We start from the raw sequence: 26,286 nt of genomic DNA, 5'->3' as shown, positions 1-26,286 counted from the left end.
CCACATGGCTCTATTTTGTTACTTCTACTTTATTTCTTCCGTTTTCTTTTGCTAAATATAGTGCTTTATCTGCTTCACTTAAAAACGAGTTTAATGTGTCATTATACTGAAACTGCTTTACACCAAAGCTACAAGTAACTTGGAGTTTATTTGTAAAAGAGTGATCTTTAATCGTTTTTCTTATTTCTTCTGCGAGTGTGATCGTATTTTCTAGACCTGTTCCTTTACTAACAATGATAAATTCTTCTCCACCCCACCGTCCAAATGTTTCGTTTTTAGTTAATCGTGTTAATACAACGTTGGTCACTTCTTTTAATATCTCATCACCAATAAAATGTCCGTGTTGGTCATTAATCTTTTTAAAGTGATCAATATCGAAAAAAATAACTGTGAGCTCTTTTTTATTCTTTATTTCAGATTTTAAATACGAATACATCATTCTACGGTTATTAATTCCTGTCAGGAAATCCTTGAAGGCATATTTTTCAATAACTTCCGATTCAATAAATGACCTAAAAATTACTTGCGAAAATAAAAGAAAAGTAATATACATAATACTTGAAAAATGAAACTGTATATATGAGTAATTAACTTCATTAGGTAAATCTAACGAGTAGAACATGTGTACACATAGTGTGATGATCCATAATGTTAATGCATAAATGAAACCTTTTTTTCCTTTAAGCACAATAAAAATATAAATAAAAATTAACGGTGTCCAAAATAAGAGCTCCATCGAGAGATAAGCTGAGACATTTAATTGAGATAATACTCTTTCATAAACAAACAAATAAGTAATACTTATTATACATAAGCTTATTATCTCAACAGTCTTGAAGTATTTTCTTTTAAATAATAAAAACCATGCAACGGTATTCCATATTATTAAGAAGATAATTATTGATTTCATTAAATTACTATAATTTTGCCACTGCAAAACATTTGAGCACAAAGCTGCTATAATAATCGGGTAGCTCCATAAATATAATCTCCATTTAAACAGATCATACTTACTCATGTTTGTATGCATTTCATTTGACCTCTTTCCTTTCCGAGGCATTTAAAAAATAGAGAGCCCTGAACAAATATCATTAGTCTAATTGATCTAGGGATTTATACCTATATTAATATAATATATTATGTTCGGCAACTAAAATGCATACAGTACTATTTATTATCCAAAAACACTCGCTCGTTCCCTTCTCTTTTTGTTACTTTTTGTTCGTCAAAAGCTTCGAGTAGTGGAACCAAATATTTTCTTGATATATTTAAAACTGATTTTGCTGTTTGTAAATCAAATTTATCAGCTATATTCTCTTTCACTTTTTGCACAGCAGCCTCGAATGCTGTTTTAGATAAAATATGCTTTTCATCTAGTTCAATAACTTTGGAAGTTCGTAAGAGAAAATGGCGTAACTCCTCTTGTAACTCAAGTGGAATTCCTGCGTTATTTACAAGATCAGTAAATGGACTAACTTGTAGACCTTCTTTTTCCATCGCTAAAATAACTTGGTTCATTCTTCTTTCCCATTGCTTCGGGAATGATGGAGAAAAGTCATAAGTAGCAATAAATTGTTTATTTTTCTTGAAAACATTCGTAACGATCCCTTCTTCAATTACTGCCTCGATTACACTTGATCCGTAAACGTTAAATTGTTGCATTAATTCTGCTTTGTTTTTCCCTTCACGAAGGGGAAATTTATTATGGTAATCATTTAGCTCGATAGTAAGCATATGAATACACTCATCATAGACATCCTTTAGCATGTATTGATTTTGAAGCTTTCTAAATGGAGAATGAGGGTGTTTCGTGACGATTTCCTGCAATTCTGTGGCAGGTACACTCGCTTCTTTTTCAAGCTCCTGTAATGTCATACTTTTATTCACTTTTAACACGTCTATAATACGTTCTTCAGGAGTACCTTCTTTTTTTCTAGAAAGCAACGCAATTGTTCTTTCACCAAACTTATATTTTTCCCCGTTTGGATCAATAACAAAGCCGCCTCCTACCGTCTCGACGGGAGTAGGTCTTCTCAAAATAAAGCGGTCTCCCCTTCTCGTAACAACAGGTTGATCTAATCGGAGTTGGCACAACACGTGTCGACCAGCTGTAAGCTCATTACGATCAAAGAATACAATTTTCCCATATACCTCTGCAGTTCCAAGATGAAGCTTAATAGCATTCCGCTGTTTTAACGAAAACTTTAATGATTCAAATGTATCTAAACAAACATCAATTGTTTTAGTAGAAGTATAATATTGAGTAGATACTAGAACATCCCCACGTTTCACTTCATTTTTTGCTATTCCGCCTACATTAATCGCTAGTCTTTGACCCGCTCGCCCTAGAGACTGTGTTTCATTGTGCACTTGTAACTGTCGTGCGCGAACTTTCTTCTGTTGAGGTAAAAGCTCTAACACCTCTCCTTCCTTCACTTCCCCTTCGTAAACTGTCCCACGTACTACTGTCCCTTGTCCATGTACGGTAAAAACTTGATCTATTGGTAAACGAAACGGACCGCTTGCATTTCGAACAGGTACATCTTTTAAATATTCTTCCATTTTTCGTATTAGCTCGGGAATTCCTTTTTTTGAAACACTATCTACAAATAACAATTCTGTTCCTTCAAAAAAAGTGTCTGTTATTTTTTCAAATATGTCTGCTTCAATAAGCTCCTTCATGTCCTCTTCTACTAGATCCATTTTTGTAACAACGATTAATCCTCTATGTATACCAAGTAATTGGAGTATCTGTAGGTGCTCAACTGTTTGAGGCATTACCCCTTCATCTGCTGCAACTACAAGTATGACAAGGTCAATTCCAGCAACACCGGCAATCATTTGCCTAATAAACCTTTCGTGGCCTGGGACATCGATAATAGAAACTTGCGTGTTTTCATCTATTTTTAAAGGTGCATAGCCTAGTTCTATTGAAATCGCTCTTTCTTTTTCTTCTTTTAGCCTGTCTGTCTCTATATTTGTTAGCGCTTTTGTTAATGATGTTTTTCCGTGGTCGACATGACCGGCCATTCCAATCGTATAATATTGCTTTGTCATTATGATCCCTCACTTCGTTTCACTCTCTCCATTGTCCAAACTCATTTTAACATAGAGTTCAGCACGGATAGTATGTTTGATTACGAAGGTTAGTGTAGGGGGAATTTTAAAGAATACTTATTTGTTTATTACGAAGCTATTCTAGTTGTACGTGAAATATAAAAAGCCTAGTTTTTATTTGCAAACTAGACTTAATGTTCATTGCATCTTTTACTATACATGACGTGTCTTAATGTTTTTACAAGTTTCATTAGTTTCTTATATCGTCTTTTTTTCACGAGACATTCATTACATTTTCCCCGATTGGACTTACCTCTCTTTTTTATAGGAAACTCTGTATAATATTTCACTTCATTACAGCTTGAGCATTTACTATAAAGGAAAACAACAAACTGAGAAAAGAGACTTGACTGACTATTCATGTCTAGTGGGATATGTGATTGATATGTCAATAAAATTTTTGCCGTATTCATTGCATCATCAATCGCACTATGTTGATTGCCTTCGAGTTTTATCCCAGACATCTTTAAACTATCGGTCAAAGATATTTGTCTATTAATATTTATCATTTCACCAAACTTTTGTTGTAGATCATTATAGTTTTCAATCCAACTAAGATTATATTTTTGTCCATACACATAGTTTCTCACTAAAATATGCAAATCAGAAGTACTCCAAGCACATAAATAATAAGGTTTATTTCCAATCCAATGAATGAATTGACGCATCGTATCTCTTAATTTCTTTGCATGTTTAAAATCCATTTTGGAGGCATGAATAAACTCTCTATCTGCTTTACTCACGTATTTATTTGGTGGTAGCACGTAAGCTTGAAAACGAGAATGATAGGAGAGTTTTCCACCTCTATTCACAAGTTTAACCGCACCAATCTCTATAATATATTGCATTGAACTACGATTCATATTCCTTGTCGTTTCTAAATCAAAAACGATAACATCCATCCTATACTCCCTAACTAAATTCATTTATTCTATTAATATTAAATTCTATCATTTTATATTCATTGTGAAAACAAGAAAACATTAGGAAACACTAATGAAGGTGGGATAGGACATATAATTGAAGTATCAAATCATTTGATTGATTTTCTTTATATCAAATTATATAATGTAAAACGTGTCATTATCACATGGGGCCGGTTGTGTAACTGGTGTTTGCCGAGGTCTTCAAAACCTTCAGGGGCTTGCGTGCCAAGCTCGGTGGGTTCGATTCCCACACGGTCCCGCCAAACAACGTTGATATGACGGCGTTTGTCGGTGATTGCTCATATCTATAAAATTAATTTATCCCCAAAGGTTTAAAATAAACTTTTTTACTAGACCTTTTTAATACTGGCGACTAGTCCTTTGGGTGTAAATAATGTTTAGCTACCTTCTATAACCATTTTATAGGAGGTTTTTATTATGTTAAGAGAAAGAACAAAAATGAAAAAAGGTAAAAGGTTTACTGATTCTACAAGAGTAAAAAAACAAAATAAGATCAACCTGTCACTAACTGAAATGTATGAGCGTTTTCTATTATTTAAGAAAAGTGAAGGTTTATCTAAGCAAACACTATTTGATTATGATGTACACTTTAAATACTTACTGGACTTTCTTGAACGTGATCTTATGGCAGATGAAATGACTACTGAAATCTTTCTTGAATATCGAAATTACATGTTAAATGATTTAGGTCTAAAAGCATCAACAGTTAACATTAGACTTCGAACTATTCGTGCATTTTTACGATATAGTTATGAAGAAGGTTGGATAGACCAGCCAATACATGAGAAATTTAAACCTGTTAAAGCTCCACAAAAAGAAGTAGATGCATTGTCTCCACGAGAAATCAAACTATTACTAAGTCAAATTAACGATGATTATTATGCTGGTTTCCGTGATAAAGTTTTATTCTTTACTATGCTTGATAGTATGGCTCGAATTAGCGAGCTTTTAGCTATTAAGCGTGAAAATGTTGATTTAAGAAATGGAGTAATAAAACTTGAAGCAGATGGAACCAAAACAAAGGTTGATAGATTTGTACCAATATCAACAAGAACATCAAAACTCCTTCAAGAATACATTAATGAAACAAGTGATTTTGAACAAGAGATATTATTCCTTACTTATGATGGACAAGTTCTATCAGCTAACACTGTTAGAAAATCTCTAATGGACTATGGAAAAGCAGCAGGTATTAATAAGCAAGTTAGTCCTCACATATGGAGACATTCAGGTGCTATATTATACATTATGAATGGCGGTGATCCATTTTCACTAAAATCAATTCTAGGACATACAACACTCCATATGACTAACCATTACGTACAAATGGCAAATACAGATGTTAAGAAACGCCATAATCAGTTTTCTGCAATCAAGAGTTTATTTGAATAGGGTTTAAGGGGAGTTAAACTCCCCGTCTAACCTTTTTTTCTAGATCACTAAGTTCTCCATTCAATGTTTCAATTTCCTTGTTGTACTCCTTAAACAAATCCAATAACACTCCTCTTGTATCTGGACAACAATCACCTAACCAGTAAATTATCCTAGCTTCTAAATCAGTCAATGATCTACCTAACCCTTTCACTAATACCTCAGCCATATCTTTTCTAGTTTTATTTGGCTCTTCAAACATATAGTAATTGCCTCTTTTGATCATCGTGAAGCCTCCCTATCCTTTAATCCCTCAATTGTGAGGTATCCATCTTTAACTCTTACTGCATGGATAGAATCAATTAAATCAAGATTACCGCCAAACAAAGCTCCTGCTTCAAAGGCAAAACCATCTTCAATTGCAATTTGCTCTGGTACGCTATAAACAAAATTGAATAACTTTTGATCATGTTCCCATTTAAAAGTTTCAATAATTACACCGTGCTCTAATTCAACAACTTTGGAAGGAACAGCCTTTCTCATAATCGCTCACCATCTTTACAAACAACTTCCTCAGTATCAGTATTAAATACTGTTCCAAGATTTGCTGAAATATCATGTATTTCTATAGGTTTTAATTTCCCGTTTGCCTCAACCAATAATTTCACTTCATCACCAGGTAGCGTATTGTTTAGACTTTCTACCTTTTGTATTAATTCAATCAAGCTTTTTGACTCTTCTGAGACAGTTAATTTAATGTCAATGTACCCCTCTAAGTTTTTGCTTTCCTCTTTTACGACAGTTAGGTTAGTTGCTTTTTCCATTTTAATTTCCTCCTCAGTTATTTAATAATTGTATTTCACATACTTTAAGTTCGATTTCTTGTACTTAATATACATCATAACAAAACGATAAGTCAACACTTTATCGAATAAAAAGTATAACTTATCAAATTTTTAATACAAAAAGTGGTATTTTTACATTAGAGTGTTATATAATTTATTTATAAGACAAAAGAAAGGGTGTATTGTATGCCTCTACGTGCTAGTTATAAGCCATTAGAAATTACATTAATTAGGAAGGATAAGACTAGATCAGATTTAAAAAGGGACTTAAAAATATCTCCATCTACTCTTGCAAAAATGTCAAAAGGAGAGAATGTTGCATTATCTGTAATTATCAATATATGTGAATACCTAAATTGCAACATTGAAGATGTTATTGAGTTAGTTAAAGAAGACGAAAAAGAGACCACCGATTAAAGTGATCTCTTTTTTTAGTTGTCGTCAGTTTGGTGACAACTGAAAATTTTCATTAATTTTGAATAGGTGGTTGAATACTTTTGAAAATATTGATTAGGACAAAAGAAAAAGGAAGGTGATTATTCTCCACCATCCTCAAATTATAAATACTTATATAAACAAACTAACAGGTACTCCATACGCAACAGTTTCACCAATTCCCACCAGCAAATTCATTAACAATGGCATCAGTTGCACAAGAATATAGCCTATTGAAGCGTTTTGTATCAATCCAATACCTTTATCCTTTTGATTTATCATAAACATTAACGCCCCACCAGTTAGCATTACCAATGCTATTGGATAACTCAACGCTTGTATCATATCAACTAACGGCATAAATGCCTCTACAATTTTTTCTTTTGCTGCTCCTTTTACGTACTCACTACCTGGAATAGATACAACAGGAATAGCATCCATGCCACTCGCATAAGCATGGTTAGTGAATAGATTGTTAGTTATACTTATAGCAGTTACACCTGTTACAAGCGTTGTGAGAGTCGCTTTAAAGCCGTGTGTAGCTGCCTTTTTATTGAACTTTTTTAGTTCTCTTTTTAACTCTCTATCTGTTCCTGTTTCCATAAACTCTGAGATTGTACCAACAGTTTGCACTCGATTAAACACCTTTCACCACTCCCTCGATGTAATCATTTTCAATCATTGGTGTCTGTACAATATGCTTTCTATCAGTTAGATAAACTCCACGACCTTTAATAAAAGGTAAATGGTGTGCGTCTGTAATTCCTTCCCCTAATACAACCTCACTAGCCTTATCTGTTTGTAATTTAAAGCATAGTTTTGCATCACAGTTTTGTTTAATGTTATGGTTTAACACTTCACTATAGGGTGTCTGAGTTGCATATATCAACCGATACCCCAAAGCGCCTCCTATCCTTGCTATTCGTGACAGAATAACCTCACAATCATTTTTAATTGCTTTCAAATCCTTATCCTTTTCTATACCTGGTGCGAGTTCTGCCCCTTCATCAATAATGATATAATGTCTGTTTGGAATCTTTGCCTCTTGAACATTCTCATAATTGTTTTGCTTCAAATATTCCATTACTTCATCCATTTGTGAATTAATTATTTGTAACACTTCTAATGATTCCTCTGGCTCACTTGTGTTGTTTTGTATTTGTGGACATTGGCTAAAACGATTAAATGTTAATCCACCTTTTAGATCAATTAATGTAAATGAAACGTTTTTAGGTTGATTAAGTAATAATGTTGTAATAACATTTTTTAAGAAAATTGACTTTCCATATCTAGTTGTACCGGCTACCACCATATGCATTATTTTTTCAAAATCATGTTTAATAAATTCAGTTCGTGTAACACCTATTGGTACATTCCAACCTCCGCAAGTATTTTCATATGGAAGATAGTCTGTTAAAGGTTGATTAAAAACTTTTACTGTAAGTAATTTGTTATAAGTCATAACAATTTCTTTTTGTTGTATTTTACTTTTCTTAATTTCATTGATTTGTTTTTTATAATCACCTTTTATGTCAAACTTCTTTACATCTGATAGCGTAATGTTATTGTTACTACTATTTAAACTATCCTCTATAATTTCTCTTTTCTTCTCAAAATCTTTAAATCCTAACCCCTCTGGAATTCGATAGACATACTCAGTATAGGATTCTTTTTGATTAGATCTAATAAACTTTGGTGTCTCTTCTTTACCGTTGTATTTTACATACAATCCACACTTTCGAAAAATGCGATCTAACTTCTGCTTATCTGTAACACCACGTTTCATTGCCTCAGCACCAGCCCACACTGCACCACCTAACAAGACTTCAATTAGCATGGTTATTTTCTCCCTAACATTGGATTAAATGGTTTATTGGATTGCTGCTTTGGTCTTATCGGCTTTGATCTACTGTTTGTTATTACCCTTTGTTTCATCTGTGGTGTATCGCTTTTAGTAGTATTGCTAGGTACTTCCGATTCTCGCCTAATTATTTCATCGTCTAGTAACTTCTTAATGAACCTTGAGAATGACTTTTTTCCAATTAACTTTAACCTAGCAATATCTTTTTCATTTTTCTTATTAAAACTAATAGAACGTACCCATTTGTTTTTACTCATTTGCTCACTCCCTTTCTTGATGTTAGTAAATGATATTATCGCTATTGCTTGACCTATAACTAAAAGTTCTCATTTTTGATAATTATAAATTTTAAAGGGTTGTCCCACTTTACAGCGAAATATATTATTAGGTGATGATAATGATTAAACTTAAAAGCAAAATTGGAGAATGTATAGAAACAAGAGGATTAAAGATAAAATTTGTGGCCGACAAACTAGGAGTGTCACGAGAACAGGTTGGAAAATGGAAGAATGGAAAGGCTTTTCCTAGAATTGATAAATTATTTGAATTGGCATTACTGCTAGGAGTCAAAGTTGATGATTTATATGAGGTAATTGATAGTAGTGATACTATCGAAAATGAGGAATTTTGACGGTACTACTTGAGGGAATCTAAGCGAAAAGGCTAATACTATGCTTTACGCTAGTAATAGCCTATGTTTTCGGACAAGACAAATATGTGTTTTTTAACCGTTATTTTAAAACACGCTATTTTAAGTTTACTGGAACATATTTTTTGTATATAATGACATTATAAATGTCGTTAAAAAATGACACGGTGGTATCCCCACTATGTCATCTTAATATATTTGAAATAGGACTAACAACAATGTTGGTTCTGAAATCTGATTAAGTAACCTTAACCTTGGCGGGGGTGGGGTTACTTTTTAATTTGTTCATTATCATTGACAGATATGTTAATTGTTACTTTTGTTCCATTGCTCTTAGATTTAAATACAAATTTAATTGTGAGTATTAAAGCAACACTCAATAACACAACCAAACTTAATACTTCCACTATAATCCCTCCTCTCCCAGAAAAGAGATCATCATTGCTTGTCCTATGTACTTTTAATCATACCATATAAATCAATAAAAATAAGTTGGCATATTACATCAAAAATCTACAACTTTCACATAAACTATGGCAATGAAAAATTCCTATATTTTTAATTATATTGTGAGAGTGTGTAATTGTCGAGGCGCTAATCCTATATAATTTAACTTTAATTTTTCGACAAGTTGATCCTCAATCCCAAAAACAAGAACAAACGTTCTTGTAATTCTTTTGTAAATTGGGTAATCTAATTTGAAGGAGGGAGATACATGAATGATACAAGTAAAAACAGAGACAGAGGAACAATCAAATGGACTGCAATGATGTTGCCAGAGCATGTTGGCATGTTGAGGGAATTAAAACATAAAAGTAAGAAACATCAAAAACCTATTATAGATGAACAGAAATTAGAAGAATATGAGTACATTATTTTTGAAGCGATTGAGACTAATAGTCAATTAACATTTAATTACTGGAGAAATGGATTTTTTGAGGAATTTACAGGGTATGTAAATTATATAGATCACGTAATTAAGAGGTTACATGTAAAAGATAAAAACGGAGATATAGAATATATTCAAATTGACACTATAAACTCTATGTCAATATATTCAGAAGGAATTTAGTCAAAATAATACATTTTTTAGACAAACTTTTACAAATAGTGGAATGATATACTTTAATTGTATTACGTTTCCAAAACATGAGGTGTAATAAAAAAATCTGAAAATGCGTGGACAAAGCTACTTTTGAAGGGGTAGCTTTTTTCATGTGAAAAATATTTGGAATAATTTACAAATAAGTAAAATACAAATGGTAAAATAAGTATATATATCCAAATAGGAGGAGTGTATACTTATGTCCAACTTTCCAATAAAAAGAGTTCTTGTATTATGTGGATTTGTTTTAGTTATAGCCATTATCTCAATTGTAAGTAGTATTAGCGCAGACTCAGAAGATGAGCCGACCGTTCGAAGTACCACTACTCAAGAAATAAGAGAAGAAGAACAGGCGAAGAAAATGACAGAGGAAGAGAAGGTTCAATTTAGAGAAGAGTCTAGAGAGTTATTACTATTATTGGATGATTGCTTTGAAGCAGAGTGTGATTTTCAGAAGGCTTCGAATAAGTTTAATGAATACAGCGACAAATGGAATGACAAGTTAAACTATCATAATCTAGATGAAATGCAAATCAATACGAATCTCATACAAATACAATCTTATCTTCAAAGTATGAGAATTTTTGACTCTTCAGTAGAAACGGATTACGTAGAAACTTTTAATGATTTAGCAGTAAAACTAAGGATAGATAAGCGATATGTAATTGAATAATTTAATGAGGAGGTTATTATGATATTTCGAAACACAAAAGATGGTAAATCTCCAAGTGAATCACTGAGAGAAACAATCCAAAAAGGTCAAAAGTAAAGAAGGATGATTTATTTCATCCTTCTTTATTAGATTTCTACTCTTTAGATTGTTTTAGCAACTGATGGCCAAATACACTCGCACCTGCAATTAATATCCCTTGTATAAATGATTCGGGACTTAATCCTAGTATTAAATTTGCAAATAAAACACTGACAATTAACAATACCACTGGTATATGTTTATCGTTTATGTATTGACCTTTTTTAATGATCTTACCTAGTACCATTAAAGCAGGTATAAGATACAACAACTCTGAAACTATGTATTCTAATATATCCATATTATCACTACTCCTTTACAATGTAGGTTGAGTAACCTTTTGACTTTAACTCTGCTGCTAGTCTATCTGCATTTGATTTGTTAGCAAACGCACCAACTTGTACCTTATATAATTCACCATTAGACTTTGATGGCTTAGGACTCGGCTTTTTCTTTAAGTTAAACAGTTTAACAAATCCATTAACATGTCCTTGTGCAATTTTATCTAGAAAACTAGATTGTTTTAGTTTTGCTGCATCACTAGAATTGTCAATGAATAGATTTTCAGTTAAGATAGCCGACATAGCAGTTTCCCTTAACACTGCAAAGTTTGCTTTCTTCTTACCTCTGTTTCTGCCGCCAATTTGTTTCATAATTTCACTGTGCATAGTATCTCTGTATTTAGCCGTCTGTGATGAGTTGGAAAGGTTGCTATGTATGAAGTCTTCATATCCCTCTCCACCGCCACCATTAACGTGTATAGATGCAAAGTAATCAGCTTTCCACTCATTAGCCATTTTTGCTCTATCTGACAGAGAAACAAAAGTATCATTTGTACGTGTCATTCGTACTTCTACACCTTCGTATTGCTCTAACAATTTACGTACTCGTTTACCAATGTCTAACACCAATGTTTTTTCCATTAGTCCGTTTGCAACTGCCCCTGGATCACTTCCACCATGCCCCGGATCAATCATAATTCTAACCATTGTAATTCCCCCTTTTATTTATTGAATTTTTCCTTTAAATCTTGTTTAATATCCTCAACATCGTTCTTAATTTCTTTCACAGATTCAATAATTGAGATGTACTTGTTTTCTCGCTCAATGAATCTACCCTCTCGTTGTCGGCTGTCCCATATGACATAGCAAACTAAAGCAACCGTGAATCCATACTCATTAATGATTTGTAATAACCACTCCAATACATCACCGCCTTGATTTTAGACATAAAAAATAACGCTATTATTTAGCGTTGTTGGTTTCTGCTTCATTCTTTAATCTAGTGTTTTCTTCGATTAAATCTTCAATCTGTGATTGCATTTGTAAAATTACTAGCTCTTTATGACCTAACTCCAATGCCACCTTGTCCATAATTACTTTGTTTTTCTGAATCATAGTACTATTGTCCAATTCTATCCCTCCTCTTTACACACTTATTGCTAATTCCAAGTCTTCAACTTTTTGTTCCAATTCTTCTATTCTTTCTTGCTGTTCTTGATTCATTTTTAACAATGCTATCATAACTGAGTTATAATTAATGGCGTCTTCATTTCTAAATAAACTTGGTACTTCTTCGGCAATTAACCCTAGACGTTTTTTATCATAAATACCATGTTCCAAATCTTCTTTAAGATAGTAAGAAGATGGGTTTAAACTCATAATTATAGCAGTAGCATTGTCTTCGTATCTTTCTATGTTATCTTTATAAATGACAGACGATGCTTCGATAAAACCTGACGCGCGTACATCCCTGTACACTATTCCATCACCAGCGTTATAGCCATTACCATTGGTAATGTGGACATCGCCACCATCCCATGTTCCGATATAGAAACCACGTCCACTGGAATCTCGTCTAATTCCATTTGCTACTAAATATATTCGATCTCCGAACAATGTTGCATCCCCAGTATTATTTTCGTAATACCTATTCCCTTCAGGGCCACGTATAGCTCCGCCCCATAAATCAGTTACATTTGCACCGAACTCTACTGCATTATTTGTAGCTCTAATTCTCGTACTATGAGTTGTTGTACTAGAATTCCAACGGACTTCCCATGTGGCTTGTGTTCTCGTATGGACACCACCAAAATAGTTTAATACGGTATTAGCTCCATTACTTATAGATCCCTGGTCTAGTATTATACATGGTTGGTCGGTCGAACGATGATCATTTCCACCACCCCAAATGTAAGAATTACCATAAAGACCTAATACAGACCCATTAGTAGATGATTCGTATGATCCGGCAACCATAGTACTGCGATTATAATTAGACATTCTAAAAGATGGTCTTATGATGTTACTAACACTTCGACCAATGCTAATATAATCTCTTTCGGTAACCATTGCTAACCCTTGTATGTCAGGGTTGTCAACAATATTATTAGGCCCGAAATATCCAATATCTCCACCATCACGAGAGAAGAAATTAAGCCTATATTGTCCAAATGTCATAGATAACCTGTCGTCATAGAAAGACTTAACTTCGCCCTGCTCCAACACAATGCTGCGTAATCCCGATTGCGTTATAGTCCCTGCTTTAATTTGTTCTGCTTGTACTTCTCCTGTGTAAACACCATATTCGTTTATGTAAGTCCCTCTAGGTATTGTTGTGCCATCTGATTGTCTATTTGTGCTTAAACGAGTATTTCTTAGACCCGAACCGGATACCTCTAAATCGTACAAATAGTAATAAAAAGAATCGCCTGAAGAGGAGCCAACAAACCTAAAGATACCATTGTCATATGGATACGTGACTCCACTGCTACTACGAAAGCAGGAAACAGTTGGATTTGCTTGTAATGTATAGTCACCAGGCTCCAAGACAAAATTTAAATTCAAATAATTTTCACCTTCGGATAAGGAAAAATTACGTTCTACTACTAATTCTCCACTCGAACTATGTCCTCTTCTAAGTTGGACATTTATTGATCCATTACCACTAGCGATGACAGTTGTATAACCAATGTGTAAATCCTCATCTACTTCTAGGTAATTTCCATATTGCGGAGACATAAAGCCTCCATTTTCATATTTTAATGGCATATTAGCCAATTGATGTGGTGATAAACTAGCTGATCTATAAAACTGTGTATAAGGGTTGTATCCATCCTCAAATGTTGATGCAGCACCAAGTTGTATTAAACTTGAGCGTAGTTTACCTACCTTTATTTCATCTGCTGTAAAACCTTCGCCTGTTCCAAATGTTCTCCAATTCCATTCATCCGTAACAGGATGTTTTTCATTTGCAATACGGAATCCATCACCACTTAATTGCATGGCACTATTACCATTCTTTGCTTCAAAAACAATATTTCCATCATCATCTGTCCACCAATTTGATAATGAGGAATTGAAACGATTATTAAGAACATCAATTGCACCATCTAGCCATGATGTATCTACTGGATTTCCAGGGGTATATTTACTATCCCATACACCACTTCTATCTGAAAACTTTGCTTCTAATCTGTCTAAGCGATCATCATCAGTTAACATAGAAAGAAAATTACCTAAAATAAAAGAAGAACTCTCTTTCTCAGTTAGTGATCTTCTTATTTCAACGACTCTTGCTTTCAGTTTTAATTCAGGCTTAAATTCTCTATCTATAATTATTACAGTGTCACCTAACCGAACTTTTTCATGATCTAAACCAAATTGTTCTAAGTCTACTGCATCAATCTCATAGCTAATTATTGGCTCTTTTACTTTTTCTAATTCTGCTTCAGTTTTTTCTAGTAAGATATGTATATCTTCTTCATCTGAATCTTCAAAGATGCCAAAGCGATGTCGTTTTATTCCGTTTGAATCAATTCTTCCCCACCGTTGTCTTGCTTCTTCATTTCCTATCCACTTTTTCCCATTATTGATTTCTTCGAAGGTGATACGTCTACCGTAACCCCCTGCTTCTGTTTCCTCTCCTTTCCCTCTTCCGTAAAGTGCCGTTTTAACATGTCTAGCATCTACTGTTCTTTTAATACTTTCAATGTCTTTCCCATATTCAATGCGTTTACCAGTGTCGTTACCTCTTTGTGCTACAATATCTACATAACGACCTGAGATAGCATTTGCTGAAACTTCTACACGAAAACGAACTTCTGCATTCCATGTATTTAGTATTTTTTGTATAGAACCTAAAACACTATCATAATAAAAATTTGTACTATTTAATCCTAAATCATCTACATTGCCAACTTGCCAACGTGTGTTTTCTAACGCTTGTGTTAATGCAAAATGCGCGGTCACATTATTTGGACGTTTATCCTCTATAATGTCATCATTTAATTCTGTAAAAACGTTTTCGCAATAGACAACCTTAACCAAAGAATCTTCATGAGTTTCTTCAACTTCAATGATCTCAAACATTTGATACTTATGATCTGAATCACGGAAAACAACATAATTTCCTTCTATTACATCTTCAGTATGTTCAATATTTGCTGGTATAGAAAATTCAAAAGTATTTTCACTATTTAGTTTTTCTGTATGTAGGTCATTAAAAAAAGGACGTTTATCAACGCCCAAAGTGGTAATGATCTCTTCATTTTTATTGAGAAGGTACATAACAACCTCCATTTCTATGAATATTTTTGTTCAAAAAAAATAACTCACAAAATGTGAGTTAAAAATACTTTCTATATTCTTCTCGTCGCTTGTCTCCATGTAATAATGTATACACCCTAGTTGTTTCAGTTCGTTTGTGGCCGAGCATATCTCTCACCATTTCTAAAGATGCACCCCGATTAATTAGGTGACTTGCGTAACTATGTCTTAGTCTGTGCGGATAAACATTCTCGTCTACCTCTGCTTTTCTTGCTAATTTTTTAAAATGCCATCTAATTTGGTCAATGCTCATTCTTCTATAAGGTTTATTTTTTGAACAGATAAAGCATTCTTCTTCGTCTTGTCTTGAATCGAAATATCTTTGAATCCAAATCTCTGCTCGTTTAGAAAAGTATACCTCACGCTCTTTATCACCTTTACCAAATACATATACTGATCTGTTTGTAAAGTTAAAATCCTTTTTATTTAGGTTGTACACTTCACCAACACGAACCCCTGCACTATACATAAACTCCACTAATAGACCTTCCAAAGGAGACTTAGATGCTATTCTTAATAATTCCAATGTTTCTTCATTAACTGGTTTTGGTATTCTGTAATGGTCTTTTGGCATTTTAACTTTAATAGCTGGATTTTTACTGAGTAAATCATATTCATGCGCCCACCGAAAAAAAGAACGAATAAATTTACATCGGTGTTGGAAACTACTTGGTTTTAAACGTTTTTGCTCTTCTATTAAATAATTTTTTAGATGGAATATTGTAACGTCCTCAGCTTCCATGTCTCCTAAAAATCTAATCAGCAAACCCAATTCTAATCTATATGATTTAAGTGTTTTCTTGGAGTAGTTTTCTAGCGTTTTATCTTGTTCGTAGTGCAACCATAGTTCTGATAATTTCATTTTCAATTCCTCCTCCTTTTTTTAAATTGATACGTATAACGTATTGATATTTAGAGTATAATATAATACGCTAAACGTATCAATAGTTATTGGTAAAAATAGGAGGATTGTACTATGCGTGTTCTAATTAAACTTGACAAAATACTAAATGAAAGGGATATGTCACAACATGAGTTATCTAGGTTGACAGGAATACGACAACCATCAGTTAATGAAATGTGCCGCAATCAAACCCAACGATTACCCTTAGACAACCTGGCAAAGATTTGCGAAGTGTTAGAATGTGACATATCAGATGTACTAGAATTAAAAAGAGACTAACGAATGCTAGTCTCTTTTCTTTGTGTTAATTTTTAAGATTAATTTTCCAAGATACTGGACATATCAGTTACTTCCGTTTATATACAAATGGCTATAGAACAACGTTTATGGATACTAATGTGTTTCAGTTAACTGGGTTTTTATAAAAAGAAAAAGCTCATATTCATGAGCTAATACCTTTAGACTTTAAATATTTATCATTGAATTCTTTAGACCTTCGATAGTATCGCTTCTTTTTATCCTTATCCGTCTCATTGATGTGCTTTTTCATAAAATAATTACTCCGAAAGTTGTAATACATTTCCTCGCATCGCCTTACAAACTTCATCAATGATCACCACACATTCTTAGAAAAGAACTATTTTGTTCTTTATTAAGAATAATATAACTTTAAGTAATGACGATATCAAGAAGTATTTTACTTTCATTTTAATTATCATGTATCATAAGAAAAAGCACCCATCATGAGCGCTCCTTCTTCCATTCTTCTTAATACACACAAATGTATAAGATACTGGACATATCAGTTAGTTGGATTATTCTTTGTACCAAATCTCAATAAAAGAATCAGATTCCCAAACATCACCTTCTGAAACTTGTTCGGGTGTAGTAGAATGAACCCTTGTTGGATATACTTTGTTATATTGTGAAGCGTCAGAAACTCTAATTCCTCGACCTTCCGCATGCTCATAATTATTAAACCAAGAAGGTTTTATTTCCATATTTATCCCTAATTTGTTATTAGTATTATAAATATCCAAACCATAGCTATTCTCTCCTGGAACTCCGTGACCTGTTGAACCAATTGCGTGTTCTACCGCTTTGTCAATATATCTAAATCGGTTGGTAATTGTTGCTCCACGTTGTAACGGAAGCATTGATGCATAAGCTAAATCAATAGTCGTTGAATTAGTCCACTTTATTTTTGAAATTAATCTTAAACCATCGGGAGTGAAAACGTGTCGTACATTGACTTTAGCTAACTCTGTAGTTCCATCTGTTGGATCAAATAACAATGTATCTTGAACTATTTCAAATTTATTGCATTCTAACCCTTGCAAAGATACTGACTTGCCATCTGCTAAGAAAAGAACATTTTGAAGTAATTCATCCCCGTGAAAACCACCCATAAAATCAGGCGCACCAATGGGTCTGATTGCATACTCCCATTGTGAATTAGATATAGTTAAGTTAACTGGATTTACCCTATTTGCTCCTGCACTTCCAACTGGCGAATCGACGTTTAAGTCTGATACCCAAACGCTCACTATTCGCCATACATCAACGTTAATACTTACGTCTGTGTGCTTGGAAATGTTGTAAAATATCCACCTGCTTTTATGTGGTTTTATCCAAACTGCGAATAGACTTGCATTAACATACTGAATAAAAACTCTTGTAGATTTATTAGTTTCAATCAAATCTCGTTCAATCTGCTTTGCTACACCTATACCCCTCATTTAAGCCACCACCCGACCTTTAACAAATACACTTCCACCTGACACTGCGGTTAAATCAACAATAACTTTATTCAACCCTGTTACATCAAACTGCCATATTTCTGAATTGCCAGTGGTCTGTGTATCTATTTTAAAATCACTCATTCTTAACCCTGCAATAGTACGTTCAAATCCATCGTACTCTACAGTTTTAAATTGCAAGGTTCTGCTTGTGGAAGTTCCTCTGATTGATATAGTGAGGGTCTTAAAACCTCCAACATCAAATTCATTTCCTTTTGCCGGAGTAGTCGCTGCGTTATGGAAGGTTACGTTTTCAATATTACTCCCAGTTAGTTTGGTTTTGTATTCTCCATCTTGACGAGTAATTAAGGCATCTAATTTTGTTTCTAAATCGTTTAATTTCTCATCTTTAACTTTTGTCACATGATTTTTAGGATCATAAGGTTCATAGTCTTGTATATCTTCATTCCACACTTGCGGAATAGGTTTTCCATTTTTATCTCTTAAAATCTCTTTATCTTGAAAAGCCATTATCCAACCTCACTTTCAATATGTACGTTTATGTAACCTTGATTCGGATAGGTTTCACGCCTACCGTCTGCGTATGTTACTTTAAATTCAGCACGAAATAAGCCTACCTCGTCTGTATCTCCGACTTCCCAAACGACATAGGCTATGTTATTTTCTTTTGTATCTATGGTACGTTTCACTTTAGGTTCTTTACGAAAAGACTTGACCATGATGAATTGAACATCTAAATTTTCAAGATTCAATGGCTCATTCTCTTTATTGTAGAACCGTACTTTCATAGCATTTTTTGTATCATTTTGCTTTGTTCTATACTCCAATTATTCAACCTCCCTATGCTCTTCCAAAATGAAGAATGGAGTTAGGAAGTATGAAAGAGTTTCAATGTGTACTTTTTCAATTTCAATATTGTTAATATTTAAATCTATATCTACTTGATTTTTAATAGATTCCACTATAATCAAATATCATCCCTCCATTATAAGTATCTTGGTTCATAACGAATAACCGTATCATTAGAAACACTTGGAGATACGGTTAATGTATTTTCACCAATTTGCAATTTAAAGTAGTCACTATCGAATGTTAATTTGTTATTAATTCTTGTCCCATTTACTCGAATTACTTCATTCTTACAATCAATAACAAGCACATCTCCAACATTAAAGCCGTGCATTAAGCGTATGTATTTCCCTTGTTCTTGGTGTGTTATGCGAAATTCATTTACCGATTGGTGGAAAGTTACTTCAAATATTTGATCAGCTTCCACTGTACCTCCATTTAATATCAATGATGAGGAAGTCTCATACTCCGATATCATAAATGGTGTTAAGAACACTGTAGTTGGATATACAGATACTCCCTCTTGTATTTCCTGTCCATATGCATATGGATCATGAGCAAAAAATAATATAGTCCCTTGACCTATACTTAAAATTTCTTCTAAGTCTGTGTCCTGTACTATTACATTGTAATAAATATCTGGTTCGTCTGAAAAAATTAACTTTCCTTTTCCCTTTAATTTAGATGCAATCATTCTGATTCTTTTTCTTAATAAATCTAAACTCTTTTCTTTTACTATTACTCCAACTTCAATAGCAAAAGCAGCGTCTTTTTCATTTCCTACTATAACTCCTGGTCGATTCGCTATATTAATTGTTGCAAACTGTTGAGGAGGCATTATAGGGCGTTTAATACTGTTAACTTTAAAGTAAGAGCTTAAATCATAACCATTAAAATTTATCATGTTGTGCCTAATGACCTCCTTCTACCTACTCTCATCTTTTCTAACTCCCTTGAAGTAAATCTAACAGTTTTCTTTGCAATTGTTTCACCATCCAATGGTATGGAAACGTTAAATTCATAAGTACCTCCACCCATAGCTCCTCCAATCCCTCCAGCTTTTTCTTGTGATGAAAGAGGAGTAACTTTGACACTTGAACCACTCTTTTGCAATAACTCAGGCCCTGCCTCTCCGACGATTGCGGAACCACTACCGAATACATCACCACCAGTTGCCAATAATGGAATTTCAGGTATCTCAGGAACACTAACACCTGGAATTTTGGATAATAATTTTCCTGGCTTATTAAATCCACCAATAAATTTATTAATCATTTTGATCACAAAATTTATCGCTGATTTCATACCAGATTTAATGCCCTCCCACGCTCCAAGGGCAGTATCTTTCATGTTTCCAAAGGCATCGGCTATGCTATTTCTTATCCAGTTTACCGGCTTCATAATGATATTTTTCAATTTCTCAAAGTTCTCTGAAGCCTTATTTCTTAAATTTTGAAATAAACTAATGGCTATATCTACTGCATCACCGATTAAATTTTTAAAGAAATTCTTAATGTTAGATAGGACATTTGAAATCATTTCTCTGGTACTAGATAGGATATTTGAAATGGAGTCTCTCATTCCCTGAAAATCTCCCTTAACCAGTGATTTCAAGAAATCTAGGGCATTTTTAAATAAATCTTTTACCCAATTCCATATTATTTTCACCGTATCAAGTGCCATATTCAGGTATTTTTTTATCAATTCGACAATTTTTGAAAAAGTTCCATTTGTTTTGTCGTCTAGCCACTCTAATGCAGCAAAGAAAATAGATTTTAAATATTCCCATAAATTTACAAAAAATTCTTTTATTTGTTCCCAGTAAACAACTACCGCAACAATTGCTGCAAGTGCTGCTATTATTGCAAGTACCCACCAAAAAGCCGCCGCCATACTAATACCTAAAATCGCACAAGCTGCTGACAACTTACCAAAGAGTATAATCATCGTACCAACAACCATTAAAATTGGCCCGATGGCTGCTGCAATGGCTGCCAATCCAATAATTAGTGTTTGAGTACTTGGTGACAATTTATTGAATCCATCAGCTAAACTTTTTATAAACGAAACGATTTTTTCTAATGCCGGTTGTAAGTTTTCATAGATAACTATTCCTACTTCTTCAAATGCGCTTTTCATTTCTTTTAGACGACCTGCAAGATTGTCATTCATCGTTTCAGCAGTATCTCTTGCTGCTCCATCTGCATCATATAATCCTTGTTCAAGATCATAAATTGCATCAGTACCTTCACCCAGTAAAACATTTACTCCTCTTAATGCTTGAGTTTGAAAGACACTTGATAAAGCTGCATCTCTTGTCGCATCGTCCATATCTTCAGTTGCTTTTTCAACATCGGCCATAATATCTGCCATTGAACGCATATTCCCTTCGGCATCATAAACAGCAACCGAACTATCGCCTATGGCAATTGCACCATCTTCGACAGAATTTCTAAGGTCACGAAACATTGCATCTAATGCCGTACCAGCGCTAGATCCTTTCAAACCGTTGTTAGCAAAAACACCTAAAATAGCTGAAGTCTGCTCTAAATCCATACCAGCAGCATTAGCAGTTGCCCCACTCATTTTTAACGCTTCACTAAGTTGTTCTACATTTGTGTTCGATGATGATTGAGCCTTTGCAAAAATATCTGAGGCTTTACTAGCTTGATCTGCCGACATTCCGTACATAGACATCATATCTGTCACAATGTCCGAAGCACTTGCTAAATCTAAGGCTCCTGCTGCCGCTAAATCTAAAACACCTGGCAGTGCATTAATCATTTCCTGTGTGTCCCAACCTGCTAATGCCATATAAGATAATGCGTCTGCACTTTCAGTAGCACTAAACTGAGTCGTAGCACCCATTTCTCTTGCTTTCTTCTCTAATGCTGATAACTCGTCACCAGTAGCACCACTTATAGCCGCAACTTGTGACATTGATGATTCAAAATCCATACCAGTTTTTACAGCTAATCCACCAATAGCCGCCAAAGGAAGTGTGATACCTGCTGTTAATTTACCGCCGATATCTTGAAGTTTCCCACCAACTTTGTTAACATCTTTTGTTAACTTTTTCATCTCTTTTTCAAAGCTTGTTAAATTTGCACCAATCTTTACAATTAGAGCCACTCAATTCACCCCCTCACATTGTGATAAGGGCTTCATGAGCCTCTAATTGTTTTTTATTTTATAAATTCATTTATTGTTTTGCATCTAGTACATTTGATCTCAATTTCACCTTTTAATTTACCAAGTAATTTTCCACATTTTTTACAATTTATCGCTTCCAATATCTTTTTCTCATTCAAAAGTACCACCTATTTTCTTTACAAAAAAACAAAAAGAACCGTTTAAATACGAACATTCTCGCCAAACAGTTCTTCTCTCTCATCGATAATTTCCTCTGTACTTTTTTCTTCATCTTTTGGAAACAAAGGAACAATTCTAGAATTCTTCTTTCGATTTGCGTTGATAATTGCATTGTAAATAACATTTCTTTGCATTTCATAATCATTCTTCAATCTTTCGTTATGCGCTTCCATCAAGTTACTAAACTCACGATAAGTTAAGTTGCCTACTTGTTCTGGTGTATAACCAAAACACAGTGCCCCTTCGGCAATTATCTCATCGTAAGTTAACGCTTTTTTCCGTTATTATGCTTATAAGTATTATTGTTCTGTTGTGTTAAGCTCTTACTTATGGCCTTACTTATCTCATTTGTAAAATACTCCATTCCTTTATCAGCAATAACTTCTTGCATAATGTCTCCTGCTTGTTCCATAGGTACTACTTTACCAGCGTATTTTAGTCCAACGTACATTAACGTTCTGAAAGTAAACATACCGGCATTTTTATCATTCAATTGCGTAATTGGATAGCCTAGAATTTCTTCAGCTTCACAGTGGGCATTAATAGGATACTTAACAAAGTAAGTATTCTTATTAGATTTTAATATTGTATTATTCAATTCTCTAATCCTCCTTTAAATTTAATAGATTATTGTTCAACTGTTCCTGATTCTTTTCTTAAGGCTCCTGAGCCAGTAAATGCTGTTGAATATGTCGCTAAATCTTCGTAAGGCATGTCGATTGGAAAATCTGTAATAACAGCAGTTCCAAGATATTTCTTACCGTTTGGAAGTGTTGCAATAACACCAATTTTTTCCGAAGCATTGAAACGGTCTTCGATTAGATCATAGGCATCGTCTGATTCTACTAATAAGCCATCTGCATCTACTGACCACTCTTTAAATCCTGCTTCGTTTTCTTTCCAACCACCGTCACTGTCTTTAGCCGTACTATCCATAGTTTCTGCACTTCGATTCAAAGTTGCATTTCTTTGACCTGCCAATATTGTCGGGTTTTCTGACTCAATATCATCAACAACATAAATTTTACATTGAACACCTTTTACTTTTTTCGCCACTAATAATCACTCCATATCTAATATAATTTCAAAAACTACAGTTCCATGAAATAGTTCATTGTCTTCTTCTAATATTTCAATACTTTTAATCTCTTGGTCTATTACATCAGCTTCATCAATCTCAAATTCTTCACTTAATAATGCTGATTTTATTAAGTTCACAATATCGCTTGTTTCTTTTTTCCCTTTATAAGTGCTCCACACATCTAATGTAACCTCAATAGTTTCTCCTTCAGATGTTTTTGTTTTCGGTGCAGGAGTAGAATAAACCCTACCTAACACTATGTACGGAAACTCTGTAGAATCTGGAACATAGTCATAAACACCAGTCACACTGTTCCTTAATTCGTTATCTGCTTTCAGACATCTAAATACAGCTTGTTGAGCATCATATAGTTTTGTCATGTTCAACTATTCTCCTAACCTCATTGTTGTATTTTCTTTCGTTATTCTCTTGCGCTTTTTCCATAAATGGATTTTTAGGCATTCTACCTCTATTTGCTCCACTTTTATTAACTCTTCGTTGTGTTCCATATGCAACTAAATGGCGATGAGATCCTCTTGGTTTTCTTGGAACGACAGTTGAGGACAACCCACCATCAAAATATTTCGGGCGTATAGACCTTCTTAAATCACCACTTCGACCTCTTGATTTAGGTGTCTTAGATACTGGCGCATTTGCTTTTCCATCTTGTTGTATTGCTCTAGAGGTGCTTCTTACGGTTGCAATTAAGTCTTTTCTTAACTCCATATTAAACAATCCTATCGAAGTAACTGTCGCACCTACACCTTCAACATTTACTGTAATAGATGGTTTACTCATAAAATCACATTCTTTCAATACAATACAACTCAAGCCATGTATTGCTTTCATTTGGATTAAAAATATACTGGATTTCAAACTTCCTCTCCTTGTATAAAACAAATTGAGTCCGTTTAATACCATTACGATATCTAATAGTAACTTTATGAGATACTTGTGCCTCCATTTGTTGGGCTTGCCACTGTTCCCGGCCACTCAACGTAGCAATGTTTCCCCATGTTTTATCAACAATTAGTACATCTTGAGTTGTTTGTCCTCCACCACCATCTGATATACTTTGTTCCTCTTTAATGGAAATAGGTCTGTTTAATTTTCCACTATTCATAACAAAACTCCAGTTGTTGAAGTACAGATTCAATGGAGTGTGGAAGTTTATTAACTTGTTGGTGGCTTACAATACCTCGTTCATCGTAATAGTGATTTACTAATAAACAAACTGCCAACTTTTCTAATTCACGCTCATATGTGACCTCATGGCCTGTTGCGTTTTTTATGTACTCTTCAGCTTGAGAAATTAAAGAGGATAACAGTAAGTCATCCTCTTTAAAATCTACTCGTGAGTATTGTTTTACTAAGTCCAATATCACGATATATTCACCAACTTCCTTATGCTAATTTAGCAAGTAGGATTCTAACAGACTCATCATCTACTACTCGTCCGTCAAATCTAAAGATTCCTTTAACTTCTGTTTTATCTTCTCTCCATGCTGTTCCACCAATTTTAGAGGACTCAACACTCATTTGCTTCCGATCAAACATTGTGTAAAGTAAGTTTAAGTCACCTACTACAAATGGAGTTCTTTCTTCTTCTCCTTCAGTAACATTTTGTAAAAACTTACTTGGAACTTTAACAATCTCTTTACCTAAGAAACTATAACCAGATGCTTTAGTTACGTCAGGTTGTAAATAAGGTTTACCTTGTTTGTCTTCTAGTCCATCAATGAAATCATAACCTGTAGCATTTGTCATGATCACCATGCTGTCACTATCAATGTCTTCTAAATCAACATTAAAAGTTGTTTTAAACTTTTTGATGACAGAGTTAGGAGTACCAGTAAAATCAACTTCTACTTTTGCATCTTCTAGCGCATTAGTAACCATGATTCCCTCAGAAGATTTATTGCCAGTACCGTTAAAGAATTGATAGTTGTATGTATTTAATTCGTTCTTTGCCATCCAACGGATGATATAAGCTAAGATATTTTCAGCAGTATCATCAAGCAATTCATTCGTAAGTGGAATAAAACCTGCATACTTACGGATTGCATATTCTAATTCATCGAACTCAGGTTCATGTAACTTTTGGATAGCCGCTCCTTCGTCAACAGATGCAAATCCTACCGCTTCTGGTTGGTTTGCTTCAATTGGGCGAGATCCTTTAAAGGTACTAACTGGCTCAACATTGATGTAGTTACGAATATCAAAAGACTTACGTTGTAACTCAATGATTCGAGTTTGTACATCTTTAGGTACTGTAACTCCACCTTTTTCTGGAGCGCCTTCTTGCATTAGATTCTTAAATTCTTCCTCTGATGCTTTACCAACAACTGCTTTAGCAAATGCTAATGATAAATCTGTAGCTGCTTGTTTTGCTTGAGGCTCATCTGGAACTAGGTTTTTAGTTTCTTCGTAAACCGTCGCTGCAACTTCATATTCTTCTTGTAAAGTCTTGATTTCAGTTGTTAATGCTTTTGCCTCCTCTAATTTCTTTTCAGTTAATAATGCTTTTGCTTCTTCTTTTTTAGTATTGATCTTATTTAATAGTTCCCGTAATTCTTTTGGCATGTATAATACCCTCCTGTTATTTTTTGATTTTTGGACATAAAAAATAGAA

36 protein-coding genes and 1 tRNA gene are annotated in these 26,286 nt (G+C 33.9%); 7 read left to right on the top strand and 30 right to left on the bottom strand.

Translation table 11 applies throughout. The features are described from left to right. Positions 1-10: 10 nt before the first annotated feature. The 3 genes from BCELL_RS21615 to BCELL_RS10610 all read right to left on the bottom strand — a co-directional run bounded on the left by BCELL_RS21615 (position 11) and on the right by BCELL_RS10610 (position 4,019). Complete coding sequence (locus tag BCELL_RS21615; protein WP_013488730.1) at positions 11-1,030, bottom strand: GGDEF domain-containing protein; 1,020 nt, start codon at positions 1,028-1,030, stop codon at positions 11-13. Between the two features lie 137 nt (positions 1,031-1,167). Further along, positions 1,168-3,057, bottom strand: a complete 1,890-nt coding sequence (gene selB, locus BCELL_RS10615; RefSeq protein WP_013488729.1) for a selenocysteine-specific translation elongation factor — start codon at positions 3,055-3,057, stop codon at positions 1,168-1,170. A 191-nt stretch (positions 3,058-3,248) separates the two neighbouring features. After that, a complete protein-coding gene (locus BCELL_RS10610) occupies positions 3,249-4,019 on the bottom strand; it encodes a 3'-5' exonuclease (RefSeq protein WP_013488728.1) in 771 nt (256 codons plus the stop codon). 190 nt (positions 4,020-4,209) lie between these two features. Here BCELL_RS10610 and BCELL_RS22580 point away from each other — a divergent pair. Beyond that, positions 4,210-4,306 (top strand) — tRNA-Sec (locus tag BCELL_RS22580). 175 nt (positions 4,307-4,481) lie between these two features. Beyond that, positions 4,482-5,456, top strand: a complete 975-nt coding sequence (locus BCELL_RS10605) for a tyrosine-type recombinase/integrase (RefSeq protein ID WP_013488727.1) — start codon at positions 4,482-4,484, stop codon at positions 5,454-5,456. A 13-nt stretch (positions 5,457-5,469) separates the two neighbouring features. On the opposite strand, the gene BCELL_RS10600 is transcribed toward BCELL_RS10605, so the two are convergent. Genes BCELL_RS10600 through BCELL_RS10590 form a run of 3 tightly spaced genes read right to left on the bottom strand, consistent with a single transcriptional unit; the run spans position 5,470 to position 6,259 of the window. Beyond that, positions 5,470-5,721 (bottom strand): hypothetical protein, encoded by a 252-nt coding sequence (locus tag BCELL_RS10600; RefSeq protein WP_013488726.1) that lies wholly within the window; start codon positions 5,719-5,721, stop codon positions 5,470-5,472. Continuing rightward, a complete protein-coding gene (locus BCELL_RS10595) occupies positions 5,718-5,978 on the bottom strand; it encodes a hypothetical protein (RefSeq protein WP_013488725.1) in 261 nt (86 codons plus the stop codon). The genes BCELL_RS10600 and BCELL_RS10595 overlap by 4 nt, the downstream gene beginning before the upstream one ends. Further along, positions 5,975-6,259 (bottom strand): hypothetical protein, encoded by a 285-nt coding sequence (locus tag BCELL_RS10590; RefSeq protein ID WP_013488724.1) that lies wholly within the window; start codon positions 6,257-6,259, stop codon positions 5,975-5,977. Before BCELL_RS10590 ends, BCELL_RS10595 begins: the two co-directional genes overlap by 4 nt. 207 nt (positions 6,260-6,466) lie before the next feature. Between BCELL_RS10590 and BCELL_RS10585 the strand changes: the two genes are divergently transcribed. After that, complete coding sequence (locus tag BCELL_RS10585) at positions 6,467-6,697, top strand: helix-turn-helix domain-containing protein (protein WP_013488723.1); 231 nt, start codon at positions 6,467-6,469, stop codon at positions 6,695-6,697. Between the two features lie 150 nt (positions 6,698-6,847). On the opposite strand, the gene BCELL_RS10580 is transcribed toward BCELL_RS10585, so the two are convergent. The 3 genes from BCELL_RS10580 to BCELL_RS10570 are packed head-to-tail and all read right to left on the bottom strand — an operon-like array spanning position 6,848 to position 8,833. Beyond that, positions 6,848-7,360 carry a hypothetical protein gene (locus BCELL_RS10580; RefSeq protein WP_013488722.1) on the bottom strand — a complete coding sequence of 171 codons (513 nt, stop codon included), beginning with the start codon at positions 7,358-7,360 and terminating at the stop codon, positions 6,848-6,850. Continuing rightward, positions 7,353-8,552: an FtsK/SpoIIIE domain-containing protein gene (locus tag BCELL_RS10575; protein WP_013488721.1), complete on the bottom strand. Its 1,200-nt coding sequence runs from the start codon at positions 8,550-8,552 to the stop codon at positions 7,353-7,355. Before BCELL_RS10575 ends, BCELL_RS10580 begins: the two co-directional genes overlap by 8 nt. Before the next feature lie 2 nt (positions 8,553-8,554). After that, positions 8,555-8,833 carry a hypothetical protein gene (locus BCELL_RS10570; protein ID WP_013488720.1) on the bottom strand — a complete coding sequence of 93 codons (279 nt, stop codon included), beginning with the start codon at positions 8,831-8,833 and terminating at the stop codon, positions 8,555-8,557. A gap of 140 nt (positions 8,834-8,973) precedes the next feature. Here BCELL_RS10570 and BCELL_RS10565 point away from each other — a divergent pair, with 140 nt between their 5' ends. Then, positions 8,974-9,207 (top strand): helix-turn-helix domain-containing protein, encoded by a 234-nt coding sequence (locus tag BCELL_RS10565; protein ID WP_013488719.1) that lies wholly within the window; start codon positions 8,974-8,976, stop codon positions 9,205-9,207. 287 nt (positions 9,208-9,494) lie between these two features. On the opposite strand, the gene BCELL_RS22575 is transcribed toward BCELL_RS10565, so the two are convergent. Further along, positions 9,495-9,632, bottom strand: coding sequence for a hypothetical protein (locus tag BCELL_RS22575; RefSeq protein WP_013488718.1), 138 nt, complete (start codon positions 9,630-9,632; stop codon positions 9,495-9,497). A 308-nt stretch (positions 9,633-9,940) separates the two neighbouring features. On the opposite strand from BCELL_RS22575, the gene BCELL_RS10560 reads away from it, so the two are divergent. Further along, positions 9,941-10,297 carry a YolD-like family protein gene (locus BCELL_RS10560; RefSeq protein WP_013488717.1) on the top strand — a complete coding sequence of 119 codons (357 nt, stop codon included), beginning with the start codon at positions 9,941-9,943 and terminating at the stop codon, positions 10,295-10,297. Between the two features lie 232 nt (positions 10,298-10,529). Beyond that, positions 10,530-11,003, top strand: a complete 474-nt coding sequence (locus tag BCELL_RS10555; RefSeq protein ID WP_013488716.1) for a hypothetical protein — start codon at positions 10,530-10,532, stop codon at positions 11,001-11,003. A 133-nt stretch (positions 11,004-11,136) separates the two neighbouring features. On the opposite strand, the gene BCELL_RS10550 is transcribed toward BCELL_RS10555, so the two are convergent. The 6 genes from BCELL_RS10550 to BCELL_RS10530 are packed head-to-tail and all read right to left on the bottom strand — an operon-like array spanning position 11,137 to position 16,550. After that, positions 11,137-11,382 (bottom strand): phage holin family protein, encoded by a 246-nt coding sequence (locus tag BCELL_RS10550; RefSeq protein ID WP_013488715.1) that lies wholly within the window; start codon positions 11,380-11,382, stop codon positions 11,137-11,139. Positions 11,383-11,389: 7 nt separating this feature from the next. Continuing rightward, on the bottom strand, positions 11,390-12,070 hold the full coding sequence (locus BCELL_RS10545; RefSeq protein WP_013488714.1) for an N-acetylmuramoyl-L-alanine amidase: 681 nt from the start codon (positions 12,068-12,070) through the stop codon (positions 11,390-11,392). A 14-nt stretch (positions 12,071-12,084) separates the two neighbouring features. Continuing rightward, positions 12,085-12,285, bottom strand: coding sequence for a BhlA/UviB family holin-like peptide (locus tag BCELL_RS10540; protein WP_013488713.1), 201 nt, complete (start codon positions 12,283-12,285; stop codon positions 12,085-12,087). Positions 12,286-12,325: 40 nt separating this feature from the next. Beyond that, positions 12,326-12,493, bottom strand: a complete 168-nt coding sequence (locus BCELL_RS22570; RefSeq protein WP_013488712.1) for a hypothetical protein — start codon at positions 12,491-12,493, stop codon at positions 12,326-12,328. A 15-nt stretch (positions 12,494-12,508) separates the two neighbouring features. Further along, the gene (locus tag BCELL_RS10535) at positions 12,509-15,649 is read right to left on the bottom strand and encodes a phage tail spike protein (RefSeq protein ID WP_013488711.1); all 3,141 of its coding nucleotides are present in this window, start codon (positions 15,647-15,649) and stop codon (positions 12,509-12,511) included. A 58-nt stretch (positions 15,650-15,707) separates the two neighbouring features. Further along, the gene (locus BCELL_RS10530; protein ID WP_013488710.1) at positions 15,708-16,550 is read right to left on the bottom strand and encodes a tyrosine-type recombinase/integrase; all 843 of its coding nucleotides are present in this window, start codon (positions 16,548-16,550) and stop codon (positions 15,708-15,710) included. A gap of 114 nt (positions 16,551-16,664) precedes the next feature. Between BCELL_RS10530 and BCELL_RS10525 the strand changes: the two genes are divergently transcribed. Next, on the top strand, positions 16,665-16,871 hold the full coding sequence (locus BCELL_RS10525) for a helix-turn-helix domain-containing protein (RefSeq protein ID WP_013488709.1): 207 nt from the start codon (positions 16,665-16,667) through the stop codon (positions 16,869-16,871). 536 nt (positions 16,872-17,407) lie between these two features. On the opposite strand, the gene BCELL_RS10520 is transcribed toward BCELL_RS10525, so the two are convergent. The 14 genes from BCELL_RS10520 to BCELL_RS10460 form a co-directional block, all read right to left on the bottom strand. Next, on the bottom strand, positions 17,408-18,331 hold the full coding sequence (locus BCELL_RS10520; RefSeq protein ID WP_013488708.1) for a hypothetical protein: 924 nt from the start codon (positions 18,329-18,331) through the stop codon (positions 17,408-17,410). Continuing rightward, on the bottom strand, positions 18,332-18,862 hold the full coding sequence (locus tag BCELL_RS21610; protein WP_013488707.1) for a hypothetical protein: 531 nt from the start codon (positions 18,860-18,862) through the stop codon (positions 18,332-18,334). Beyond that, positions 18,862-19,179 (bottom strand): hypothetical protein, encoded by a 318-nt coding sequence (locus BCELL_RS10510; RefSeq protein ID WP_013488706.1) that lies wholly within the window; start codon positions 19,177-19,179, stop codon positions 18,862-18,864. The genes BCELL_RS21610 and BCELL_RS10510 overlap by 1 nt, the downstream gene beginning before the upstream one ends. Further along, positions 19,180-19,323, bottom strand: a complete 144-nt coding sequence (locus tag BCELL_RS22565) for a hypothetical protein (RefSeq protein WP_013488705.1) — start codon at positions 19,321-19,323, stop codon at positions 19,180-19,182. 14 nt (positions 19,324-19,337) lie between these two features. Then, complete coding sequence (locus BCELL_RS21605; RefSeq protein WP_013488704.1) at positions 19,338-20,105, bottom strand: distal tail protein Dit; 768 nt, start codon at positions 20,103-20,105, stop codon at positions 19,338-19,340. Then, positions 20,102-22,333 carry a phage tail tape measure protein gene (locus BCELL_RS21600; protein WP_013488703.1) on the bottom strand — a complete coding sequence of 744 codons (2,232 nt, stop codon included), beginning with the start codon at positions 22,331-22,333 and terminating at the stop codon, positions 20,102-20,104. The genes BCELL_RS21605 and BCELL_RS21600 overlap by 4 nt, the downstream gene beginning before the upstream one ends. A gap of 221 nt (positions 22,334-22,554) precedes the next feature. Then, a complete protein-coding gene (locus BCELL_RS10495; protein WP_157184191.1) occupies positions 22,555-22,749 on the bottom strand; it encodes a hypothetical protein in 195 nt (64 codons plus the stop codon). Between the two features lie 89 nt (positions 22,750-22,838). Beyond that, positions 22,839-23,171 carry a hypothetical protein gene (locus BCELL_RS10490; RefSeq protein ID WP_013488701.1) on the bottom strand — a complete coding sequence of 111 codons (333 nt, stop codon included), beginning with the start codon at positions 23,169-23,171 and terminating at the stop codon, positions 22,839-22,841. Between the two features lie 29 nt (positions 23,172-23,200). After that, positions 23,201-23,629 carry a phage tail tube protein gene (locus BCELL_RS10485; protein ID WP_013488700.1) on the bottom strand — a complete coding sequence of 143 codons (429 nt, stop codon included), beginning with the start codon at positions 23,627-23,629 and terminating at the stop codon, positions 23,201-23,203. A gap of 6 nt (positions 23,630-23,635) precedes the next feature. After that, positions 23,636-24,034 (bottom strand): DUF3168 domain-containing protein, encoded by a 399-nt coding sequence (locus BCELL_RS10480; protein WP_013488699.1) that lies wholly within the window; start codon positions 24,032-24,034, stop codon positions 23,636-23,638. Beyond that, positions 24,018-24,452: an HK97-gp10 family putative phage morphogenesis protein gene (locus BCELL_RS10475; protein ID WP_157184190.1), complete on the bottom strand. Its 435-nt coding sequence runs from the start codon at positions 24,450-24,452 to the stop codon at positions 24,018-24,020. Before BCELL_RS10475 ends, BCELL_RS10480 begins: the two co-directional genes overlap by 17 nt. Positions 24,453-24,456: 4 nt before the next feature. Beyond that, the gene (locus tag BCELL_RS10470; RefSeq protein WP_013488697.1) at positions 24,457-24,777 is read right to left on the bottom strand and encodes a phage head closure protein; all 321 of its coding nucleotides are present in this window, start codon (positions 24,775-24,777) and stop codon (positions 24,457-24,459) included. Beyond that, positions 24,770-25,039 carry a head-tail connector protein gene (locus BCELL_RS10465; protein WP_013488696.1) on the bottom strand — a complete coding sequence of 90 codons (270 nt, stop codon included), beginning with the start codon at positions 25,037-25,039 and terminating at the stop codon, positions 24,770-24,772. The genes BCELL_RS10470 and BCELL_RS10465 overlap by 8 nt, the downstream gene beginning before the upstream one ends. 19 nt (positions 25,040-25,058) lie before the next feature. Continuing rightward, positions 25,059-26,237 (bottom strand): phage major capsid protein, encoded by a 1,179-nt coding sequence (locus tag BCELL_RS10460; protein WP_013488695.1) that lies wholly within the window; start codon positions 26,235-26,237, stop codon positions 25,059-25,061. Between the last annotated feature and the right edge of the window lie 49 nt (positions 26,238-26,286).

Origin of the sequence: Evansella cellulosilytica DSM 2522, assembly GCF_000177235.2 — a bacterium.
Taxonomy (GTDB): Bacteria; Bacillota; Bacilli; order Bacillales; family Salisediminibacteriaceae; genus Evansella; species Evansella cellulosilytica.
Note: the sequence above shows the minus strand (reverse complement) of the source record. Positions and strands in the feature narration are given on the sequence as shown.

Excerpts from the sequence above, each read along its gene's own strand:
- BCELL_RS21615 (WP_013488730.1), bottom strand. The coding sequence starts at position 1,030 with ATGCATACAAACATGAGTAAGTATGATCTGTTTAAATGGAGATTATAT.
- selB (WP_013488729.1), bottom strand. The coding sequence starts at position 3,057 with ATGACAAAGCAATATTATACGATTGGAATGGCCGGTCATGTCGACCAC.
- BCELL_RS10610 (WP_013488728.1), bottom strand. The coding sequence starts at position 4,019 with ATGGATGTTATCGTTTTTGATTTAGAAACGACAAGGAATATGAATCGT.
- BCELL_RS10605 (WP_013488727.1), top strand. The coding sequence starts at position 4,482 with ATGTTAAGAGAAAGAACAAAAATGAAAAAAGGTAAAAGGTTTACTGAT.
- BCELL_RS10600 (WP_013488726.1), bottom strand. The coding sequence starts at position 5,721 with ATGATCAAAAGAGGCAATTACTATATGTTTGAAGAGCCAAATAAAACT.
- BCELL_RS10595 (WP_013488725.1), bottom strand. The coding sequence starts at position 5,978 with ATGAGAAAGGCTGTTCCTTCCAAAGTTGTTGAATTAGAGCACGGTGTA.
- BCELL_RS10590 (WP_013488724.1), bottom strand. The coding sequence starts at position 6,259 with ATGGAAAAAGCAACTAACCTAACTGTCGTAAAAGAGGAAAGCAAAAAC.
- BCELL_RS10585 (WP_013488723.1), top strand. The coding sequence starts at position 6,467 with ATGCCTCTACGTGCTAGTTATAAGCCATTAGAAATTACATTAATTAGG.
- BCELL_RS10575 (WP_013488721.1), bottom strand. The coding sequence starts at position 8,552 with ATGCTAATTGAAGTCTTGTTAGGTGGTGCAGTGTGGGCTGGTGCTGAG.
- BCELL_RS10570 (WP_013488720.1), bottom strand. The coding sequence starts at position 8,833 with ATGAGTAAAAACAAATGGGTACGTTCTATTAGTTTTAATAAGAAAAAT.
- BCELL_RS10565 (WP_013488719.1), top strand. The coding sequence starts at position 8,974 with ATGATTAAACTTAAAAGCAAAATTGGAGAATGTATAGAAACAAGAGGA.
- BCELL_RS10560 (WP_013488717.1), top strand. The coding sequence starts at position 9,941 with ATGAATGATACAAGTAAAAACAGAGACAGAGGAACAATCAAATGGACT.
- BCELL_RS10555 (WP_013488716.1), top strand. The coding sequence starts at position 10,530 with ATGTCCAACTTTCCAATAAAAAGAGTTCTTGTATTATGTGGATTTGTT.
- BCELL_RS10550 (WP_013488715.1), bottom strand. The coding sequence starts at position 11,382 with ATGGATATATTAGAATACATAGTTTCAGAGTTGTTGTATCTTATACCT.
- BCELL_RS10545 (WP_013488714.1), bottom strand. The coding sequence starts at position 12,070 with ATGGTTAGAATTATGATTGATCCGGGGCATGGTGGAAGTGATCCAGGG.
- BCELL_RS10535 (WP_013488711.1), bottom strand. The coding sequence starts at position 15,649 with ATGTACCTTCTCAATAAAAATGAAGAGATCATTACCACTTTGGGCGTT.
- BCELL_RS10530 (WP_013488710.1), bottom strand. The coding sequence starts at position 16,550 with ATGAAATTATCAGAACTATGGTTGCACTACGAACAAGATAAAACGCTA.
- BCELL_RS10525 (WP_013488709.1), top strand. The coding sequence starts at position 16,665 with ATGCGTGTTCTAATTAAACTTGACAAAATACTAAATGAAAGGGATATG.
- BCELL_RS10520 (WP_013488708.1), bottom strand. The coding sequence starts at position 18,331 with ATGAGGGGTATAGGTGTAGCAAAGCAGATTGAACGAGATTTGATTGAA.
- BCELL_RS21610 (WP_013488707.1), bottom strand. The coding sequence starts at position 18,862 with ATGGCTTTTCAAGATAAAGAGATTTTAAGAGATAAAAATGGAAAACCT.
- BCELL_RS21605 (WP_013488704.1), bottom strand. The coding sequence starts at position 20,105 with ATGATAAATTTTAATGGTTATGATTTAAGCTCTTACTTTAAAGTTAAC.
- BCELL_RS10480 (WP_013488699.1), bottom strand. The coding sequence starts at position 24,034 with ATGACAAAACTATATGATGCTCAACAAGCTGTATTTAGATGTCTGAAA.
- BCELL_RS10475 (WP_157184190.1), bottom strand. The coding sequence starts at position 24,452 with ATGAGTAAACCATCTATTACAGTAAATGTTGAAGGTGTAGGTGCGACA.
- BCELL_RS10470 (WP_013488697.1), bottom strand. The coding sequence starts at position 24,777 with ATGAATAGTGGAAAATTAAACAGACCTATTTCCATTAAAGAGGAACAA.
- BCELL_RS10460 (WP_013488695.1), bottom strand. The coding sequence starts at position 26,237 with ATGCCAAAAGAATTACGGGAACTATTAAATAAGATCAATACTAAAAAA.